Here is a 17439-nt window from a genome sequence, read left to right as displayed (position 1 = left end):
GTAGCTGGTGGTCGCGCTGTGAGACACTGGAGCAAGTTGTGCTGTCTGGAGGTTACTCATGCCGAAATCGGCAAAACGTCGACTGATCACTGCTTTCATGGCTGCGGGGCTCGCCGGTGGACTGGTGCTCAGCCCATCCGCCTATGCAGACCCCGAGGTGCCGCCGGCACCCGTCGACCCTGCTGTCCCGGCGCCCGCGCCGGACCCGTTCGCGCCGCCGGCCGACGCAGCGGCACCCGCCGCCACCGTGCCGGGCGCTGCCGCGGCACCCGCGCCGATCATCAACTACGGCTCCCCGACCGTCCCGTTCGAGGGCACCGCGCCCGGGCAGAGCTCCACACCGTTCACCGGTGAGGCGCCGTTCCTGCCGCCGTCGTTCAACCCGGTCAACGGCTCCATGGTGGGTGTCGCCAAGCCCATCTACATCAACTTCCAGCGGCCGATCGCCAACCGGCAGATGGCCCAGGACGCGATCCGGATCACCTCCAACCCGCCGGTGGCGGGCCGCTTCTACTGGGTGACCGACACGCAGCTGCGCTGGCGGCCGCAGGACTTCTGGCCGTCCAACACCGTGGTGAACATCGACGCGGCCGGCACGAAGTCGAGCTTCCGGGTGGGCGACTACCTGGTGGCGACGGTCGACGACAAGGCTCACCAGATGGAGATCTTGCGCAACGGCAAGCTGGAGAAGACCTTCCCGGTGTCGATGGGCAAGCCCGACGGCAAGCACGAGACCAAGAACGGCACCTATTACGTGCTGGAGAAGTTCCCCGACATCATCATGGATTCCTCCACCTACGGGGTGCCGGTGGATTCCAAGGAGGGCTACAAGCTCAAGGTGCAGGACGCGGTCCGCATCGACAACAGCGGCGTCTTCGTCCACAGCGCCCCGTGGTCGGTCGCCCAGCAGGGCAAGAGCAACAGCAGCCACGGTTGCATCAACCTCAGCCCCGAGAATGCCAAGTGGTTCTACGACAACTTCGGCAGCGGCGACCCGGTGGTGATCAAGAACACCGGTGGCGGCTGGTACAACACGCCTGACGGAGCGTCCGACTGGCAGATGTTCTAGACGAACGCCGATACCAAAAACCCCGCAGCTCGCTGCGGGGTTTTTGGTATCCGGGCTAGATCAATTCGAGTGGCTCCCCGAACCGGTGAAAGTAGACCTCGTAAGCGAGCCCACCAAGGTTGGCTGGATCACCGACGTCGACATGTGACGGCATCAGGCTTGGCTCTGCGAGGACCGCTTCATATCTCACCCGCCCTTGGCTGACCACCCAGTGTGCTGCATCTTCCAGGCCATCTTCAGACTCGTCGGGCCCGAGATTGGACCGATATGGCTCGTCTTGGAGCTCGGCGGCGAAGTCCAGGAATAGATCTTGGAACTTGTAGACGGCGCCCTTCGGTAGTCGTCCAAGAATTTCACGAAGGTGATCGCGGCTCCGCGAGGCCTCCGCTATGACGTCCCAGAACCATTCGACGTCCGGATCCTCGTCGTGACGAACATCGTCAACCAAAGCCGCTCCCAATCTTCCAGACGAACAGGCCCACCGGCCTTAGTTCCAGATGCGCACGCGCTGAGCCGGTTCCAGGTACAGCTCGTCGGAATCGGCCACCTCGAATGCCTCGTAGAACGAGTCGATGTTGCGGATGACGCCGTTGCAGCGGAACTCGGGCGGAGAGTGCGGATCCACCGCCAGCCGCCGGATCGCCTCGGCGTCACGGGATTTGGTGCGCCAGACCTGCGCCCAGCCGAAGTACACGCGCTGCACGCCGGTCAGCCCGTCGATCACCGGCGCCTCCTCGCCCTTGAGCGACAGCTGATAGGCCAGCAGGGCGATGGACAGCCCGCCGAGATCGCCGATGTTCTCCCCGACCGTGAACGCACCGTTCACGTGGTGGGAGACCTCCAGCCCGCGCGGGCTGAACTGCTCGTACTGGTCGATCAAAGCCTTTGTGCGGACCCCGAACTCGGCGCGGTCGGCATCGGTCCACCAGTCCACCAGGTTGCCGTCGCCGTCGTACTTGGCGCCCTGGTCGTCGAAACCGTGGCCGATCTCGTGGCCGATCACCGCGCCGATTCCGCCGTAGTTGGCGGCGTCGTCAGCTTGGGCGTCGAAGAACGGCGGCTGCAGAATCGCTGCGGGAAAGACGATTTCGTTCATTCCCGGGTTGTAGTAGGCATTGACCGTCTGCGGTGTCATGAACCATTCATCGCGGTCCACCGGACCGCCCAGCTTGGCCAGCTCGCGGTCGGAATTCACCACATGGCCACGGTGGTAGTTGCCGTACAGGTCGTCGCGCTCGACCACCAGCGCCGAATAGTCCCGCCAGCGGGCCGGATAGCCGATCTTGGGGGTGAACTTGTCCAGCTTGACCAGCGCCTTGGCCCGGGTCTCCGGCGTCATCCAGTCCAGCTCGTTGATGCTGACCCGGTACGCCTCGCGTAGGTTGGCCACCAGCTCGTCCATCCGCGCCTTGGCCTCGGGCGGAAAGTGCTGCTGGACGTAGAGCTTGCCCAGGGCATCGCCCATCAGGCCCTCCACCAGGGAGACTCCACGCTTCCACCGGTCGCGATTCTGCTCGGTGCCGCTCAAGGTGCGGCCGTAGAAGTCGAAGTTCTCCTCCACCAGCTCGTCGGTCAGCAGCCCGGCGCGCGAGTGGATCACGCGCCAGCGCATCCACGCTTTCCAGTCCTCCAGGTCCTCGCTCGCCCACAGCGCGGCGAACGCCGACACGTAATCGGGCTGACGCAGCACCAGCTCCGAGACCTTCTCGGGGGTGGTGCCGATAGCGCCGAGCCAACCGGTCCAGTCGAATCCGGGGGCATCGGTGGACAGGTCGGCGAACTTCCGCAGGTTGTAGGTCAGGTCGGCGTCGCGGCGCTTGACCACGTCCCAGTGCGCGGCGGCCAGTTTGGATTCCAGCGCGACGATGCGGGCCGCGGTCTCACTCTGGTTCGCCGCCGTATCCCCGCCGTACACCAAGGTGAACATCCGGGCGATGTGTCCCGGGTAGGCGGCCAGGATCTCGGCGTGCTGCTCGTCGCGGTAATACGACTCGTCGGGCAACCCGAGACCGGACTGGCTCATGTGCAGCAGATACCGCGTCGAGTCCTTGGAATCGGTGTCCACGTACACACCGGCGCCGCCGGACACCCCGGTGCGTTCCAGCCCGCCCAGGACGGCGGACAGCGCATCGCTGTCGGCAGCGCCGTCGATCAGGGCGAGTTCTGCCAGCAGCGGCGCCAGGCCGCGGGTGGCGATGGTCTGCTCATCCATGAAACTGGCGTACAGATCACCGATGCGCTGCTCGTCGGTGCCTGCTGCGGCGCCGGACGCAGCCGCTTGGGTGATCAGATCGCGGATCTGTTCCTCGGCGCGGTCGTGCAGCAGCCGGAAGGCGCCGTCGGTGGCGCGGTCGGCGGGAATCTCGTAGTCGGTCAACCAACGGCCGTTGACGTGGCCGAAAAGGTCGTCTTGCGGGCGGGCCTGCGGGTCGACATGGCTCAGGTCGATACCGGACTTGATCGCTTCTACCGTCACCCCGACATTCTTCCAGAAGGCCGCGGGTGCGCTGGGACGGTTTGGCTGCCGGTACCCTCACGGCCATGCCCGAGGCGCCGAGCAAAGACAGCAAGGACAGCACAGCCGATCACCCCAATGGCGTTATCACCGGCTTCGGCTTCGCATCGGCGGTGGCGGGACTGATCGCGGTCGCCGCGGTGGTCCTGGCCGTCATGGTGTGGTCCAGCCACCGCAGCGAGTCCGCCGAGCGCGCCTACCAGACCCGGGTGCTGCGGACCGCGGCCGACTGGACGAACGTCCTGATCAACATCAACAAGGACTCGGTCGAGGCCGGTATGCAGAAGCTGCGCGAGGGCACCGTCGGGCAGCTCAACGCCGATTTCGACGCAGCCGTGCAGCCCTACCGCGATCTGGTGCAGCGGCTGCAGGCGCGCACCGCCGGGCAGATCGACTCGGTGGCCATCGAGTCGCTGTACCACCCGCCGCCAGGCCCTGATGGTCGCCCGGCGCCTGCACCCAAGGCGGAGCTCGCCGGGATGGTGTCGCGCACCGACACCGTGCTGGTGGTCGCGACCTCGGTCAGCGAGAACGCCGGCACGAACAAGCCCCAGACCGTGCGCTGGACACTGCGTCTGGATGTCTCCGACGTCGACGGCACGCTGATGGTCTCGCGGTTGGAGCCGATCCGATGAGAAACCGGTTGCGTGTCCTGGCCTTCGACATCGCGGCCCCACTGGCGGCCGTTGCGGCGCTGCTGTACATCGGGCTGGCGCTGTCCTGGCCGCTGTGGTGGGTCTCGCTGTGCTCGGTGCTGTGCCTGCTGATCGTGCAGGGCATCATCGTCAACATCGTGCTGGCCCGTCGCGACGGCGTGACATTGGGCACCGACGACGATGCCCCCGGACTGCGGCTCGCGGTCGCCGGTGTGGCCGCAGCCGCCGTGGTGGCCGCGGTGACGGTCGGATACCTGCGCTGGACCGTGCCCGACCGCACCTTCAACAACGACCGCGACGAGGTGGTGCGCATCGCCAGCAGCGTCTCGGAGGCCACCGCCACGTTCAGCCCCCAGAGCCCGACCGCCTCGATCGACCGCGCGACGGGAATGATGTCGCCGGATCAGGCTCAGCAGTTCAAGAACGAATTCGCCAATGTGGCAAAGGAATTGGCGAGCAAGAACGTGTCGGCCACGGCCGCCACCATCTCGGCCGGGGTCGAGGCACTGGGTCCGCAGGTGGCCAGTGTGGCCGTGGTCATGCGCGGAACTCAAAGTGCGCCGGGCAAACCCACCGACAATGCGGTCATGGCGCTGCGGGTAGCCCTGAGCAAAACCGACGGGCATTGGCTCGTCGACAATGTGACCCCGCTGCACTCGCGGTAGGAGCCGGCCGATCACCGGCTCCCGGGCCGGACCTCAGCGCAGCGCGACAATCGCATCGATCTCGACCGTGGCGCCCAGCGGCAGCGCCGCCACCTCGATCGTGGTGCGGGCCGGGACCCGGGTGTCGAAGAATTCCGCGTACGCGGCGTTGATGTCGGCGAATGCGGCCAGCTGGGTGGTGTAGATCGTGGTCCGCAGAGTGCGGTTGAGATCGGTGCCTGCTTCGGCGCAGACCGCGGCGAGGTTGGTCAGGCTCTGCCGCACCTCGGCAGCGATGTCGGCAGCCTCCATGGTCCCGGTGGCCGGATTCAGCGGCAGGGAACCGGAGCAGTAGAGGACACCTGCGTGCGCAACGGCCTGCACATAGGGGCCGACCGCTGCCGGTGCCTTCGTCGAGGAAATCGTCTGCAGTTCGGTCATGAGAATTGAGTTCCCTTCATCGAAGCGGGTCGACGGCGCGCAGCGCGGCCGAAGTTTGTCCTGTGGTGATCTGTTGCGCGAGAAGCTTTCCGGTGATCGGGCCCAGCGTGATGCCCCACATGCCGTGGCCGCCGGCGATGAACACCCGCGGGCTGGCCGACCGGCCGATCAGGGGCAGGCCGTCAGCGGTGCACGGGCGGGCTCCCACCCACTCATCCTCACGCTCGTCCAGGTGGGCGCCGGTGAGCAGGCCCGCTGCGGCATCGCGCAGCACCCGGATCCGGCGCGGATCCAAAGGCGCTTCCACGTCGCGAAATTCCATCATTCCGGCGACACGGAGGCGGTCGCCGACGGGAGTGCACGCCACGCGCTGGGCGGGGAAGTACACCGGTCCGATCGGCAGGTGGTCGACCTTCACGGTGAAGCTGTATCCGCGTCCGGCCTGGACCAGTCGCTTGACGCCGAAGGGCCGAACGAGACGGTTGAGCCGGGCTCCGGTAGCGACCACCACGGCATCGAAGGAACGACCGGCGATGCGGACACCGCCTGCGTTGTCGTCGATCCGGTCCACATCCGTGTCACGCACGATTGTTCCGCCGCGGGCCTCGACGGCGTCCGCGACAGAGTGGACAAAGGCGGCGGGGTTGAGGAACCGCTCATCGAGAATCTTGATCGCGGCGTTGATCTCGGCGGAGAGTGCTGGTTCCTGTGCGCGGGCCTCGGCCCCGTCGAGCAGTTCGTAGTTGACCGACTGACCCGCCGCCCGGATCTGCTTGATCTCCTCGAGTAGCACCTCCCGGTCGGCAGCCGTGCGGTATGCGGCGATGAAAGGTGCTGCAGCAGCGGATTTTTCCGTAAGATCAAGTTCCATCTCCGCGAACGCGTCCAGCGCCTCGTTGTTGAGTGGAATCAGCGCCTTCATGGCCTTTTCCCAGCGCTTCGCGGTGCTGTTGCGCGCGAACTGAGCAAGGAACCGCAGCAGATTCGGGCTGGCGGTCGGCGGAACATAGACTGGTGATGAGTGGCTCAGCAGGGCGCGGAGGCCGTACTTCAACACCGCCGGCTCTGGCAAGGGAGTGGCGATGCTCGGTGTCAGCCACCCGGCGTTGCCCCAGCTCGACCCTGCGGCAACGTCGTCGCGGTCGAAGACCGTGACATCGACGCCGTACTCCTGGAGATGCCAAGCGGTGCACAACCCCACCATGCCCGCGCCGATCACGGCCACCTGCTTCGCCGAGGAACTGTTGCGTGTGTTCACGGCTCAATACTGTGGGCTGCAACGTGATCCACCACTGTTCGAACGTGACACCATGCTCGTCGACGACTGTGCGGTATCTACAATCGGCTTATGCTCCACGGTGTAGACCTTTGCGAAGCGCTGGGCGCAGGGGTGGTCACCACGTTGGTGGAGGGACAGCCGCGCGCGGTGGTAGCGGTGCATCTGTGGGGTGACCGGCAGCCGCCCGGCGCCGGCTCGCTCATCGCCGCCGTCGGGGCCACCGACGAGCGGGTGCAGTTGCAGATCATCGATGCGGCGGCGACCACCGGCGCTGCCGCCGTGGTGCTGCCGCAGCCGGTTCCCCCCGAGATCCGTGCTCACGCTGCAGCGCGAGGTGTCACCCTCGCGGGCCTGAACCCGCTGATGGAGTGGTCGCACTTCGTCTGGTTCGCCCGGGGCCTGCTGCTTGAGGGGCAGTCGGCGGTGGCCGGGGCGGCGTCAGCGCAGCAGGGGCTCTTCGCCCTGGCGGAAGTGGTCGCGACGATCCTGAATTCCTCGGTCACCATCGAGGATGCCAGGAGTCGCGTGATCGCCTACTCAGCAACGACGCAGACCGCAGACATGGCCCGCACCTCCACCATCATGGGGCGGGCAGTTCCCACCGATGTGTTGAAGCGACTGCGGGCCAGCGGGGCGTTGAAGCGGCTGGCCCGGGAGAACCGACCGTTTCTGGTGCCCGCCGAGGAGCCTGGGTTTGCGCAACGCCTCGTCATCCCGTTGCGCGTCGGTGGGCAACTGGTCGGGTCGATCTGGGCGATTTTCGACGGCGATCTCGGCGCGGATCTCGAGGTGCGGCTTTCTGCGGCCAGCACCGCGGTCGCCTTGCATCTCGTGCGATTCTGCGCCGAACTCGAGTTGACCGGCCGTTATTCGGCAGCTCAGCTACGGGCGGCGCTGACCGGAGCGGCCGGCGCCGCCGGGCAGGACATACCGCTTCTGTCTGAACCCGTCAGAGTTGTTGCTTTGCAGCGGCTCTCGCCGGCGGACGCGCGAGAAGACTTGGCTCTGTGGCGTACCTTCCTGCGAAAGAAGTCGTGGGAGGATCCGGTTCTCGTCGACATCGATGAAGCCGTCTACGCGTTGGTCGGGCAGCGCGAGGGGCCGGGAGGCTGGCCGTGGTTGTGCGAGATCGTCGGATCAGCATCCCCGGGGGCGGTCGGAGCGAGTCGATCGAGTTCCGGCAATGCAGGCCTGCCGGCGGCCCGCGTGGAGGCCGACGACACCCTGGCCGCCGCGCTGCACCTCGATCTCAGGTCCGCGGCGCACGAGCAAGTGTGGGACACCATCGTTCTGCGGCGTGCGGCGACTGCTGTGCAGTCGGTGGTACACAGCGAACTCCAGAAAGTCCGCGACTTCGACAGCACGGACGGGACCGAACTTTCCGTCACGCTGCGCACCTGGCTGGAGAATTGGGGCGACGTCAACGCCGCCGCGGCGACGCTGAACGTACATCCGAACACCGTCCGGCTGCGCATGAAAAAGGCCGAGCGGATTCTGCAGGGGAGCCTGGACGGCCCAGAACGGCGGATCGCCGCTCTGCTGCTGTTGTACGGCCGACAGCGTTAGGAGTAGCGGGCGTACTCGACCTTCAGGCAGAGGTCCTGGATCACCGTCAGCCCGGCGGCGGCGCCGTCGCGGGCCACCTGATCGTGGCGCAACCCCAGTTGCAGCCACAGGGTCTTGGCTCCGACCGCGATGGCGTCGGCGAGCACGTGCGGTATCTCGTCATGCCGGCGGAACACGTCGACGAGGTCCGGTACCTCCGGAAGCGCGGCCAGGCTGGGGTAGACGGGTGTACCTTCCACGTCGGTGATGGTCGGGTTCACCAGGTACAGCGTGTAGTCGGTGGCCGCCTTGAGGTACGTCCACACCTCGTGGCTGGCCCGCTCGGGGTTGGCCGAGGCGCCGACGATCGCCACGGACCGGGTCTCACGCAGGACGCGCTGCACCGTCGCCGCTTGGGCTGTCATGTGGGCTCCGGATGATCCGGACTATTTGGCCGAACGCTGTGAGGAGAGCTTGGCGAACCGGTCCGAGAGTCGTTGCATGCGCAGCAGCAGCGAGGCCGGTGGGCTGGTGGTGCCTTCCAGATAATCGGCGAAGGACTCGTTGGATATCCCGATGCGCGAGGCGAATTCGGGCGCCTGCAGTTCGGAGCGGCGCAGCATGGCCTGGATCTGCTGGGCCACCTCGGCGCGCTCGGTGGCTTCCAGGTGCTCACGGGTGCGCACCAGGACCTCCGACAGCGCCTTGGACACTCCGTACGGCCGGGCGGTCTGCAGCACTTCTTCGACCTGCCGGGCCGTCCGGCCGTAGGGGTCACGCTTGATCGCGGCGACGATGCGCTGCCAGACCGCCATGTCGTCGGTCTCCAGGGCCGCACGGATCGACGCGGTCGGCCAGTACTCGACCGGCCGGTCGTCGAAGGCGGGTTGACGCTGCGGCGGCGCGGCCTGGCCCTGACGCGGCTGTCGTGGCTGTGCCGGCTGCTGCGAGCGCTGTACCGGTGTGCGTGGTGTCTGCGTTCCTTGCCCCTGTGTGCGCTGTCCCTTGGTGTCCTGCCCAGGAGTGCGTTGCTCCTGTGTCCGTTGTACCTGGGTGGGCGCATTCTGGGGGCGTTGTGCCGAATTGCGTTGCCCGGAAGTGCGTGACGCCGTCTCGCGCGGTGCCGTCGTGCGCTGAGCCGAAGCGGCGCGCTGAGCGGGTGTGGGCCGCTGAGTCGTGGCGGGCTTCTGAGCGTCGGTGCGTTGTGTCGTCGTCCGCTGAGCGGTAGTCCGTTGGGCACTAGTAGTAGCGCGCTGCCCGGCGGGGCGTTGGGCCTGAGGTCCCTGGGGACGCCGAGTGGACGATTGAGCCGGCTGAATCTCGTCACGACGCGCAGTCCGCGCATCCCTCGGTTCCCGGACGTCGGGGGCCAACGTCACTTCGCCTCCTCCAGCATCGCTACCGCAACTGACAGGCAGCGCTGCCTGACCTTCTCCCATTCGGCAGCTGCATCCGGGTCCGACATCGCGAACTCGTGTTCATCGGACGGCTGCGGGTCGGCCAGACGCCGCACCAGCTGCGTGGCCACCCATCTGCTCTTCGGGTTCTGCCCACAGTAATACCGGTCCATGCCCGACAACACCAGAGCTGCAGTCTCGGTTTCCATCGACTCGGCAAGATCAGCAAACTCTTCAAAGTCTTTGGTGCTGTTGCGGCACATGACCAGATAACTTTTCAGACGCAGCGTTTCGGCGCCGGTCGGGATCTGTAGCCGATCACCGGTCGGCAGTTGCACGTTGGTGGTCTCGACCGGGCCGAGGCGTTCCATCGGAGCCCGCTGCGCGTCGGCCTCGGCCTCCAACGCGTCCACGGCTACCGAAAGCCTGCCCCGCCACATCGTCACCGGATGCACGCCGGGGCAGCGTTTCGGGCCGCCCGGCCGCCGCGCCGCCAGCCGCGCAGACGGTTTGCCGCAGCCGCTGAACGCCAGCGGATCGGTGACGATGATCGTCTGCGGGGCAAGATGTTTCATCCGGGCGGCGGTTCGGACCATCATGCGCAGGTCTGATCCGCTCGGACCCAGCGCGGAGATGTCGTCGGGGATGATCACCAGATCGGTGACCTCGACCTTGGGCAACGGCTTCTCGAAGTCCACCTCGGGCAACAGCCGGTCCAGCCAGTGCGGCAGCCACCAGTTCCATTCGTCGAACATGGCCATCAGGGCGGGCACGAGGATCAGCCGGACCACGGTCGCGTCGACCGCGATGGCCACCGCGCAGGCCACACCGAGCTGGGCCACCAGCGGCATGCCGGCAAAAGCGAACCCGATGAACACGGCGATCATGATCAACGCGGCGCTGGTGATGGTGCGCGCGCTCGTGCTGACTCCGTAGGCAACCGCGTCACGGGTGTTGTTGGTCTGTAGGAACCGCTCCCGAATCCGGGTGAGCAGAAAGATCTCGTAGTCCATCGACAGACCGAAGGTCATTGCCAGGACCAACGGCGGAACGGTGCTGTCGAGCGAGCTGATCTTCTCGAAGCCCAGTTCCTCGAACCAGCCCCACTGGAAGACGACCACCAGGCTGCCGTAGGCCGCGGCCACCGACAGCACCGTCATCAGCACACCCTTGAGCGCCAGGAACACCGACCGGATCGACACCAACAGCATCACGAAGGCGATCAGCGCGACGAACAGGAACACCAGCGGCTGCGTGCTGGAGACCCGGTCGTCGAAGTCCTTGATCAGGGCGGTCGGACCGCCGACATCGATTCGTGCGTTTGACCCGGCCGCCGCGGGCAGGTTGTCCCGCATCCAGTCGATGGCCTCGCGGGCGGCCAGGTCTTCTGGATCCACCGACAGCACGGCAGACAGCAGCGCGCTGGTGTTGTTGTCGGCGAACACGGGCGGCTGCACGTTCACCACGTGCGGCGTCCTGGTCATCTCCTGGCGGACCGCGTCGAGGGTGGCGGTGCCCTTGGATGAGGATGCGCCGTCTTCTCCGGGGAACGTCACCAGTACCCGCACCGGGCCCAGCGCACCGGGACCCAATGCGTCGGCGGCGGCGTTGACCCCGCCGCGGATCTCGTGGGTGGGCTCGAACTGGCGCTGCATGCTGTTGCCCAGCACCATGCCGAACGCCGGCGCCGCCAGGATCAGCAACAGGATTGTCGCGCCGACGGCCGAGGCCCACGGGCGACGCATCACGGCGCCGGTCCAGCGGGTCCAGAACCTCGACTGGCTCGCCTCGGCACGCCGGGACCAGTGCAGGTAGGACGATCGCTTGGCCGCGGCATTGCCGAACGTCGCCAGCACCGCCGGGGTCAGCGTGGTGGAGGTCAGCACCGCGACCGCGACGGCCAGGATCGCGCCGGTGGCCATCGAAACCAGGACGGGGGTGTTGATGATGTAGATGCCGGTGACCGAGGCGATCACCGTGAGTCCCGACAGCGTCACCGCCAGACCGGAAGTGGCCATCGCCGCGTCGACCGCATCGGCCGGATCACGCCCGGCGCGCAGCTCTTCGCGGTACCGCATGAGGATGAACAGGGAGTAGTCGATGGCCAGGGCGATACCGAACATCGACACCGTCGAGGTGACGAACACGCTCATCTGGGTGTACATCGACAGCAGATAGACCAGGCCCATGGTCACCACGACTGTGCAGATGCCGAGCACCAGCGGCAGCGCCGCCGCGGCCAGCGAGCCGAACACCGCCAGCAGCACGATCAACACGATCGGCAGGTTCCACTTCTCGGCCGCGGCGATGTCGTGCTTGGTGGCCTGGGTGGCGGCCGCACCGAGGGCGCCCTGCCCGATGACGTAGAACTTGACCTTGCCGTTCTCGCTCTCACCGGGGTCTTCGCCGTGCACCCCGACCTTCTGGCGCAGCTGTTTGGCCACGTCCACCGCGCCGGTGTTGTTGAAGTCCAACTGCAATGTGATGACGTACGGCCGGTCCGGCTGCGGGGCCGGCTGTTGCGGATTCGGCACCATCTTGACGCTGGGCACCTGGCCCGCGATCTTCTCCAACCGCGACACCGCGGAGTTCATGTCCTCGAACGAGGCGTCGGCGCGGGGAGCCGCGATCAGGGCAAGCGGGGATGCGCCCTGATTCGGGAAATGTTCCTCGAGCTGCCGCTGGACGTGGAGCGACTGTGAACCTTCAACATCGAAACCGCCGCCGGTCAGATTGGACGACTGGTTGATCGCGAGGTAGATCGAGGGCACCAGAAGCAGCAACCATGTCGCGAAAACCGCCCAGCGGAATCTGCGCAGATAGCTGCTCAAGCGCATCATGAACTGCTGGATGCGAGGTCCCCGCTTTCTCCCCCCGACATGGCTGGGCGTGTCCTGGCTTGTGTCAGCGAGAGCGTACCTCCACCGGTGTAGGGTGGCCCGCTCTCTTCAGGTTCTGAGATCGCCCTGAGACTTCTCACAGCTATATCCACAGCCGACATACGTAGCGTTACGTGACCGCCCGCCGCTAACGGAACGGCGCTGTCCGGCGACATAGCTGAGGACGACCCCGGCTGACGTGTGCGCCGGGGCCCACGCTGAAGGAGTTCTCCATGCAACCGACCAACGGTGGATTGCGCCGCTCGCTGGCCGTCGCTCTCGCGGCGATCGCGGGAGGCGGTGCGGCGGTGGCCGCGCTCATGGTCCCGTCCGCCACGGCTGCGACCGATCCGTGTGCGGCCAGTGAGGTCGCCCGCACCGCGGGCGGCGTGGCCACCAACATCGGCAACTACCTGGACACGCATCCGCAGACCAACCAGGCCCTGACCACGATCAGCCAGCAGCAGGGTGGAGCCCAGTCGATCTCGGCCCTCAAGACCTACTTCGACGCCAACCCGCAGGCCGCCAAGGACATCCAGCAGCTGCAGCAACCCCTGACCGTCCTGGGTACGCGCTGCAAGCTGCCGGTCACCCTGCCGCAGCTGATGGGGCTGATGCAGGCCACCCAGTCACAGGGCGGCGGGGCGGCCGCCGGTGCTTTGCCGGGCACGCTGCCCTCGGCGCAGAACGTCGGGGTGCCCAGCGTCGCGGTGCCCGCGCAATCCCCACGGGCTTCGGCCGTAGCACCGGGCTCCGGTCCGCTTCCGGGTCCCGCCACGGCCTCGGCGCGCTAGATCGGCCGCCGTCGCGTCGTGGCGGCGACGCCGCTGAACTGCGGGTTCGCGACCCGGCGCGGCGGTTTGCGCACAAGGCAGGAAAGTCGCCCCGGATTCTGCTTAGCTTTCCTGAGCCGATAACCGTTTGGGGTTACGGCCTTCCCCATCCGATGAAGGAGCTTGACCATGTTGCTCTCGGCCCGAAATGCGCGGCGCGTGGTAGCTGGCGTGGCCGGCGCCGGCGCTGTAGCCGGTGCGATGCTGTTCGGCGCCATCCCGTCGGCGCTTGCCGACGATCCGGCGAACAACCCTCCCAACTGCAGCGCAGCCGATCTGGCCGGCGTGGCTTCGGGCGTATCGGCATCGACCTCGGCGTACCTGTTCACCCATCCCGATGTGAACAACTTCTTCACCAGTCTGGAAGGACTGCCGCGGGACGAGGTTCGCACCAAGGTGCAGGACTACCTGGCAGCAAACCCGCAGACCAAGGCCGAGCTGACCGGGATCCGCCAGCCGCTGGTAGACCTGAAGAACCGCTGCGGCGAAGCTCCGGCTCCTTCCATCCCGTAACCGAGTGCGGGTGGAAGCTACCCCCGCCAGCGGCGAAGGACACGTGACACCCGACAGCGTGAACCGCACGGTGCTGATGGTCGACGACGACCCGGATGTGCGCACTTCGGTTGCCCGCGGATTGCGGCATTCGGGGTTCGATGTCCGGGTCGCGGCGTCCGGCAAAGAGGCACTGCGCCTGTTGTCGAACGAGTCGCACGACGCGCTCGTTCTCGACGTTCAGATGCCCGAACTCGACGGCGTCGCCGTGGTCACCGCTCTGCGGGCATTGGGCAACGAGATCCCCATCTGCGTGTTGTCGGCGCGTGACACGGTCAACGACCGCATCGCGGGGCTGGAGGCCGGTGCGGACGACTACCTGACGAAACCGTTCGACCTCGGCGAACTCGTGGCACGCCTCAACGCATTGTTGCGCCGGGCCAGCCACACCGACCGTCCGTCGGACACCATGACCGTCGGGGCGCTGACCATCGACACCGCCCGCCGGCTGGTGTTCGTCGGCGGGGACCGTGTCGACCTGACCAAGCGGGAATTCGACCTGCTGGCGGTGTTGGCGGAGAACACCGGTGTGGTGTTGTCCCGGCAGCGGCTCCTCGAGCTGGTCTGGGGATACGACTTCGATGTGGATACCAACGTGGCCGACGTCTTCATCTCGTATCTGCGGCGCAAGCTCGAGCGACCCGACGTGCCCCGGGTGATCCATACCGTCCGGGGGATCGGGTACGTCCTGCGGGAAGATGCGTGATGGATTCCGTGAGAAACCAGCACTAGGTGCGAGCCTTCGGCTTCATCCGTTCCGCGTCGTTGCGCACCAGGGTCGCGGTGGCCTCGGCGCTGGCGGCCGCGGCAGTGGTCGCGGTGTTCACCATCCTGACGTCGGTGGTGTTAGCCAACAACGACTCTGCGCAGTTGGATCGCAGGCTCGATTCGATCGTCGATGCCAGCATCAACCCCGAGCATCTCCAGGATCCGACGCGCGGCGTGTTGACCACCGGCCGGTCGCGTTCGACGGGGCAGGTGGTGTTCCAGCGGGGCTTCCAGTTGCCTGCGTTGCCGCCGGGCACCGAGACCGTCGACGTCAACGGCGTCGACTACCGGGTGCGCACCGTCCATGTGGACCAGCACGGCGGCGTGCTGATGTCCATCGGTATCCGCGCGGACAGTATCTTGTTGAGCCCCAACAGGATTCCGCTGTACAGCGTGTTCGGTGTAGCGACGGTGTTGGTGGCAGGCAGTCTGGGCTGGCTGTTGGCGGGGCCGGCCATCCGGCCGCTGCGCAAGCTCACCGAGCAGACCTCGAAACTGGACAGCGGCACCGACACGATGCCGAAGGTGCGCGGCGTGCGGGAGGCGGAGGACCTGTCGGAGGCGATGGCAGGCATGCTCACCCGCCTGGCCGCCGCGCAGCGCGCCACCACCAATTCCCTTCAGGCCGCACAGGATTTCGCCGCCAACGCCGCGCATGAGTTGCGTACCCCGCTCACCGCGATGCGGGCGGACCTGGACACGCTGCGCATCCACAACCTGCCCGAATCCGAACGCGACGAGGTGGTCGCCGACCTGTCCCGCGCACAGCGCCGGGTGGAGGCCATCATCACCGCGCTGGGCCAACTCGCCTCGGGGCAACTGGCCCAGGCCGAGGACCGCGAACTGATCGACATCGCCGATCTGCTCGACCGGGTGGTCAGGGAGAACGCCCGGGGCAGTGAGCATGTCCGGATCGACGTGCAGGTGGCCGACGACGTCGGTCTGGTGCTGGGCTGGCCCGGTGGGCTGCGCATCGCGGTGGACAATCTGGTGCGCAATGCGGTCGTCCACGGCGAGGCCACCCGGATCGTGCTGACCGCCCACCGCAGCAAGGAGTTCCTCATCATCACCGTCGACGACAATGGGCGTGGACTACCGGTCGAGGAGCATCAGACCGTGCTGGGTCGATTCCGCCGGGGTAGCACCGCGATGGCAGGCGGCTCCGGACTGGGGTTGGCGCTGGTGGCGCAGCAGGCCCAGTTGCACGGTGGTGAGATCACGTTGTCCGACGGGCCGCTCGGTGGCTTGCGGGCCACATTGACGGTGGCCGCGTCGGCCTCGCCGACAGAGGATGCGGCTCAGGCGGATTGACGGCGCCGCAGCCCGGCGAGCACTGCGCGCCAGCCCAGCAACAGCAGGGCGGTGGTCAGCGAGGCGACCACGATGAAGCTGACGGCCACACCGGCCGAGGTCAGTTTTCGCAGCACCATGCCGACCACCACGGTGCTGATCCACACCACGACGCCGGTGGGTGCCAACGACGTCGGGCGCTGCCAACCGCGGGACAGCAGCCAGCCCACCACGGTCCCGGTCAGGAACGGCCATGCGGTCTCGGCGACCCCGACGACGGTCAGTCCTTCGGCGTGGCTGCGCCGTCCGATCGTGCAGAACACCACCACACAGATCAGGTCCGCCAGGAAGGCCGTGCCGCTAGCTCGTCGCATAAGTCATCACATCCAGTACCAGTGGGCTGACGTCGGTTTGGTCGCGCTCGGCGAAGCCCGGTTGCCGTGCGGCCGGTTTCCCGTCGAAGAGTGCGTCGGCGGCGCTCAGTGACGTGAGCCGGGAATTCAGCTGGAACGATTTGAAGGTAAATGGTAAACCATTGGATGCCAATGGATCCGGGCCGTCCATCACGTGGAAGTGCAGGTGCGGTGCATCGGAGTTGCCGGAGTTGCCAAGGGCGCCGATGACCTGCCCGGTGCTGAGTTTGTCCCCGGGCTTGACCTTGAGGCTGTTCGGTTGCAGATGCGCGTAGAACGCGTAGTTGCCGTCACCGATGTCCTGCACGATGTGGTTGCCGCCGTATTGCTGCAGGGTCAGGCCGTTCGGTGTGACACCGGGAACCTGCTCATTCAGGCCGTCGAGCACCGCCACCACGGGTCCATCGGCCACCGCGTGGATCTCCGAGCCGAAATACGGGTAGCTCGTGACCTTGGCCCGGTCGCCCGCGAATACCCGGCCGTCGGCGCCGAGCTGTACATAGTCGATCGCGAATCGTTCTGCCGCCCAGACCTTTCCGTTGATCGGATTGAGTGCCATGCGGTGCGGTGTCATATCGCAGCAACTGTTGGCGTCGACCCAGTTGTCGCCGGTCAGGGGCGGGGAGATGGACACCGCCTTACGGGTCTGGACAGACACCGGCGCCAGGGACTCGGTCAGGGTCGGTGGGACGAGCGGCGGCATCGGCTTGGCCACGGTGATCCCGAGTTCGTGGGTGAGTTCTCCTGGCACCTGCGTCGGATCGTCGGCGATCACGTCCAGCCACACGTACGCGCTCTGTCCGGGGCCGATCACATTGGTTCCGACAGCGGAATTACCCACTGCCCTGGTCCAGTACTTGAGGCTGTCCCCGGACAGGGTGAGCAACTTGCGGTCACCGGTCGCGGTGCTCAGCGAGTTGAGGGTGACGGTGCCCGGTGAGGTGTTGGTCAGCATCAACTCGTACGCCAGGTGGGTGCGGCCATCGGTGGCCGCCACCGGGACCGGTTCGGCCAGAACCGATCCCACCACCGGCGTGACCACCGGCGGTGGGGTGGTGGTCGTGGGGGTCTCCGACTGCGGAGTCTGCGCCGAAGAACATCCCGCCAAGGTCAGCGTGAGAACTCCGATCGCGTACCGGATTCGCATGGACGTCTCCT

General features: G+C 66.8%; 16 protein-coding genes and 1 pseudogene. 8 read left to right on the top strand and 9 right to left on the bottom strand.

The genetic code is table 11. The annotated features are described in order from the left end of the window. Window positions 1-58 precede the first annotated feature (58 nt). Window positions 59-1069: a L,D-transpeptidase gene (locus tag AB0I14_RS04885; RefSeq protein ID WP_358016563.1), complete on the top strand. Its 1011-nt coding sequence runs from the start codon at window positions 59-61 to the stop codon at window positions 1067-1069. A 55-nt stretch (window positions 1070-1124) separates the two neighbouring features. Here AB0I14_RS04885 and AB0I14_RS04880 read toward each other — a convergent pair whose 3' ends face one another. After that, a complete protein-coding gene (locus tag AB0I14_RS04880; protein WP_358016559.1) occupies window positions 1125-1517 on the bottom strand; it encodes a DUF4240 domain-containing protein in 393 nt (130 codons plus the stop codon). 39 nt (window positions 1518-1556) lie between these two features. Continuing rightward, window positions 1557-3545, bottom strand: coding sequence for a M13 family metallopeptidase (locus AB0I14_RS04875; protein ID WP_358016556.1), 1989 nt, complete (start codon window positions 3543-3545; stop codon window positions 1557-1559). 65 nt (window positions 3546-3610) lie between these two features. On the opposite strand from AB0I14_RS04875, the gene AB0I14_RS04870 reads away from it, so the two are divergent. After that, the gene (locus AB0I14_RS04870; protein WP_358016553.1) at window positions 3611-4219 is read left to right on the top strand and encodes a hypothetical protein; all 609 of its coding nucleotides are present in this window, start codon (window positions 3611-3613) and stop codon (window positions 4217-4219) included. After that, window positions 4216-4905, top strand: coding sequence for a hypothetical protein (locus tag AB0I14_RS04865; protein WP_358016550.1), 690 nt, complete (start codon window positions 4216-4218; stop codon window positions 4903-4905). Before AB0I14_RS04870 ends, AB0I14_RS04865 begins: the two co-directional genes overlap by 4 nt. A gap of 33 nt (window positions 4906-4938) precedes the next feature. On the opposite strand, the gene AB0I14_RS04860 is transcribed toward AB0I14_RS04865, so the two are convergent. Both AB0I14_RS04860 and AB0I14_RS04855 read right to left on the bottom strand, forming a co-directional pair. Continuing rightward, window positions 4939-5325: a Rid family detoxifying hydrolase gene (locus tag AB0I14_RS04860; protein ID WP_358016547.1), complete on the bottom strand. Its 387-nt coding sequence runs from the start codon at window positions 5323-5325 to the stop codon at window positions 4939-4941. Between the two features lie 16 nt (window positions 5326-5341). Beyond that, window positions 5342-6583 carry an FAD-dependent oxidoreductase gene (locus tag AB0I14_RS04855; RefSeq protein WP_358016544.1) on the bottom strand — a complete coding sequence of 414 codons (1242 nt, stop codon included), beginning with the start codon at window positions 6581-6583 and terminating at the stop codon, window positions 5342-5344. 90 nt (window positions 6584-6673) lie between these two features. Here AB0I14_RS04855 and AB0I14_RS04850 point away from each other — a divergent pair, with 90 nt between their 5' ends. Next, window positions 6674-8170: a helix-turn-helix domain-containing protein gene (locus tag AB0I14_RS04850; RefSeq protein ID WP_358016541.1), complete on the top strand. Its 1497-nt coding sequence runs from the start codon at window positions 6674-6676 to the stop codon at window positions 8168-8170. Here AB0I14_RS04850 and AB0I14_RS04845 read toward each other — a convergent pair. From AB0I14_RS04845 to AB0I14_RS04835, 3 genes and pseudogenes are all read right to left on the bottom strand, one after another. After that, window positions 8167-8574 (bottom strand): CoA-binding protein, encoded by a 408-nt coding sequence (locus AB0I14_RS04845; protein WP_358016538.1) that lies wholly within the window; start codon window positions 8572-8574, stop codon window positions 8167-8169. The genes AB0I14_RS04850 and AB0I14_RS04845 overlap by 4 nt on opposite strands. A gap of 21 nt (window positions 8575-8595) precedes the next feature. After that, a pseudogene (locus AB0I14_RS04840) lies at window positions 8596-9042 on the bottom strand (hypothetical protein); the annotation flags it as partial. A gap of 482 nt (window positions 9043-9524) precedes the next feature. Further along, window positions 9525-12386: an MMPL family transporter gene (locus AB0I14_RS04835; protein ID WP_358016534.1), complete on the bottom strand. Its 2862-nt coding sequence runs from the start codon at window positions 12384-12386 to the stop codon at window positions 9525-9527. A 272-nt stretch (window positions 12387-12658) separates the two neighbouring features. On the opposite strand from AB0I14_RS04835, the gene AB0I14_RS04830 reads away from it, so the two are divergent. From AB0I14_RS04830 to AB0I14_RS04815, 4 genes are all read left to right on the top strand, one after another. Further along, entirely contained in the window at window positions 12659-13219 is a 561-nt protein-coding gene (locus AB0I14_RS04830) for a hemophore (RefSeq protein ID WP_358016531.1), read from the top strand. A gap of 168 nt (window positions 13220-13387) precedes the next feature. Next, window positions 13388-13771 carry a heme-binding protein gene (locus tag AB0I14_RS04825; protein ID WP_358016528.1) on the top strand — a complete coding sequence of 128 codons (384 nt, stop codon included), beginning with the start codon at window positions 13388-13390 and terminating at the stop codon, window positions 13769-13771. 76 nt (window positions 13772-13847) lie between these two features. Next, a complete protein-coding gene (locus AB0I14_RS04820) occupies window positions 13848-14516 on the top strand; it encodes a response regulator transcription factor (protein ID WP_167769574.1) in 669 nt (222 codons plus the stop codon). A 26-nt stretch (window positions 14517-14542) separates the two neighbouring features. After that, window positions 14543-15889, top strand: coding sequence for a HAMP domain-containing sensor histidine kinase (locus tag AB0I14_RS04815; RefSeq protein WP_358016525.1), 1347 nt, complete (start codon window positions 14543-14545; stop codon window positions 15887-15889). On the opposite strand, the gene AB0I14_RS04810 is transcribed toward AB0I14_RS04815, so the two are convergent. After that, window positions 15877-16242: a DUF3054 domain-containing protein gene (locus AB0I14_RS04810; RefSeq protein WP_358016522.1), complete on the bottom strand. Its 366-nt coding sequence runs from the start codon at window positions 16240-16242 to the stop codon at window positions 15877-15879. The genes AB0I14_RS04815 and AB0I14_RS04810 overlap by 13 nt on opposite strands. After that, window positions 16229-17428 carry a M23 family metallopeptidase gene (locus AB0I14_RS04805; protein ID WP_358016519.1) on the bottom strand — a complete coding sequence of 400 codons (1200 nt, stop codon included), beginning with the start codon at window positions 17426-17428 and terminating at the stop codon, window positions 16229-16231. The genes AB0I14_RS04810 and AB0I14_RS04805 overlap by 14 nt, the downstream gene beginning before the upstream one ends. Between the last annotated feature and the right edge of the window lie 11 nt (window positions 17429-17439).

It is taken from the genome of Mycobacterium sp. NPDC050441 (genome assembly GCF_040655355.1).
Lineage (GTDB): Bacteria > Actinomycetota > Actinomycetes > Mycobacteriales > Mycobacteriaceae > Mycobacterium.
The sequence above is the reverse complement of the archived record's forward strand: the minus strand, read 5'-3'. Positions and strand labels throughout refer to the sequence as shown.

What these genes read in the sequence shown, in the direction of transcription:
- AB0I14_RS04845 (WP_358016538.1), bottom strand. Translation starts at nt 8,574, where the DNA reads ATGACAGCCCAAGCGGCGACGGTGCAGCGCGTCCTGCGTGAGACCCGG.
- AB0I14_RS04835 (WP_358016534.1), bottom strand. Translation starts at nt 12,386, where the DNA reads ATGATGCGCTTGAGCAGCTATCTGCGCAGATTCCGCTGGGCGGTTTTC.
- AB0I14_RS04865 (WP_358016550.1), top strand. Translation starts at nt 4,216, where the DNA reads ATGAGAAACCGGTTGCGTGTCCTGGCCTTCGACATCGCGGCCCCACTG.
- AB0I14_RS04885 (WP_358016563.1), top strand. Translation starts at nt 59, where the DNA reads ATGCCGAAATCGGCAAAACGTCGACTGATCACTGCTTTCATGGCTGCG.
- AB0I14_RS04870 (WP_358016553.1), top strand. Translation starts at nt 3,611, where the DNA reads ATGCCCGAGGCGCCGAGCAAAGACAGCAAGGACAGCACAGCCGATCAC.
- AB0I14_RS04830 (WP_358016531.1), top strand. Translation starts at nt 12,659, where the DNA reads ATGCAACCGACCAACGGTGGATTGCGCCGCTCGCTGGCCGTCGCTCTC.
- AB0I14_RS04805 (WP_358016519.1), bottom strand. Translation starts at nt 17,428, where the DNA reads ATGCGAATCCGGTACGCGATCGGAGTTCTCACGCTGACCTTGGCGGGA.
- AB0I14_RS04850 (WP_358016541.1), top strand. Translation starts at nt 6,674, where the DNA reads ATGCTCCACGGTGTAGACCTTTGCGAAGCGCTGGGCGCAGGGGTGGTC.
- AB0I14_RS04860 (WP_358016547.1), bottom strand. Translation starts at nt 5,325, where the DNA reads ATGACCGAACTGCAGACGATTTCCTCGACGAAGGCACCGGCAGCGGTC.
- AB0I14_RS04820 (WP_167769574.1), top strand. Translation starts at nt 13,848, where the DNA reads ATGGTCGACGACGACCCGGATGTGCGCACTTCGGTTGCCCGCGGATTG.
- AB0I14_RS04825 (WP_358016528.1), top strand. Translation starts at nt 13,388, where the DNA reads ATGTTGCTCTCGGCCCGAAATGCGCGGCGCGTGGTAGCTGGCGTGGCC.
- AB0I14_RS04810 (WP_358016522.1), bottom strand. Translation starts at nt 16,242, where the DNA reads ATGCGACGAGCTAGCGGCACGGCCTTCCTGGCGGACCTGATCTGTGTG.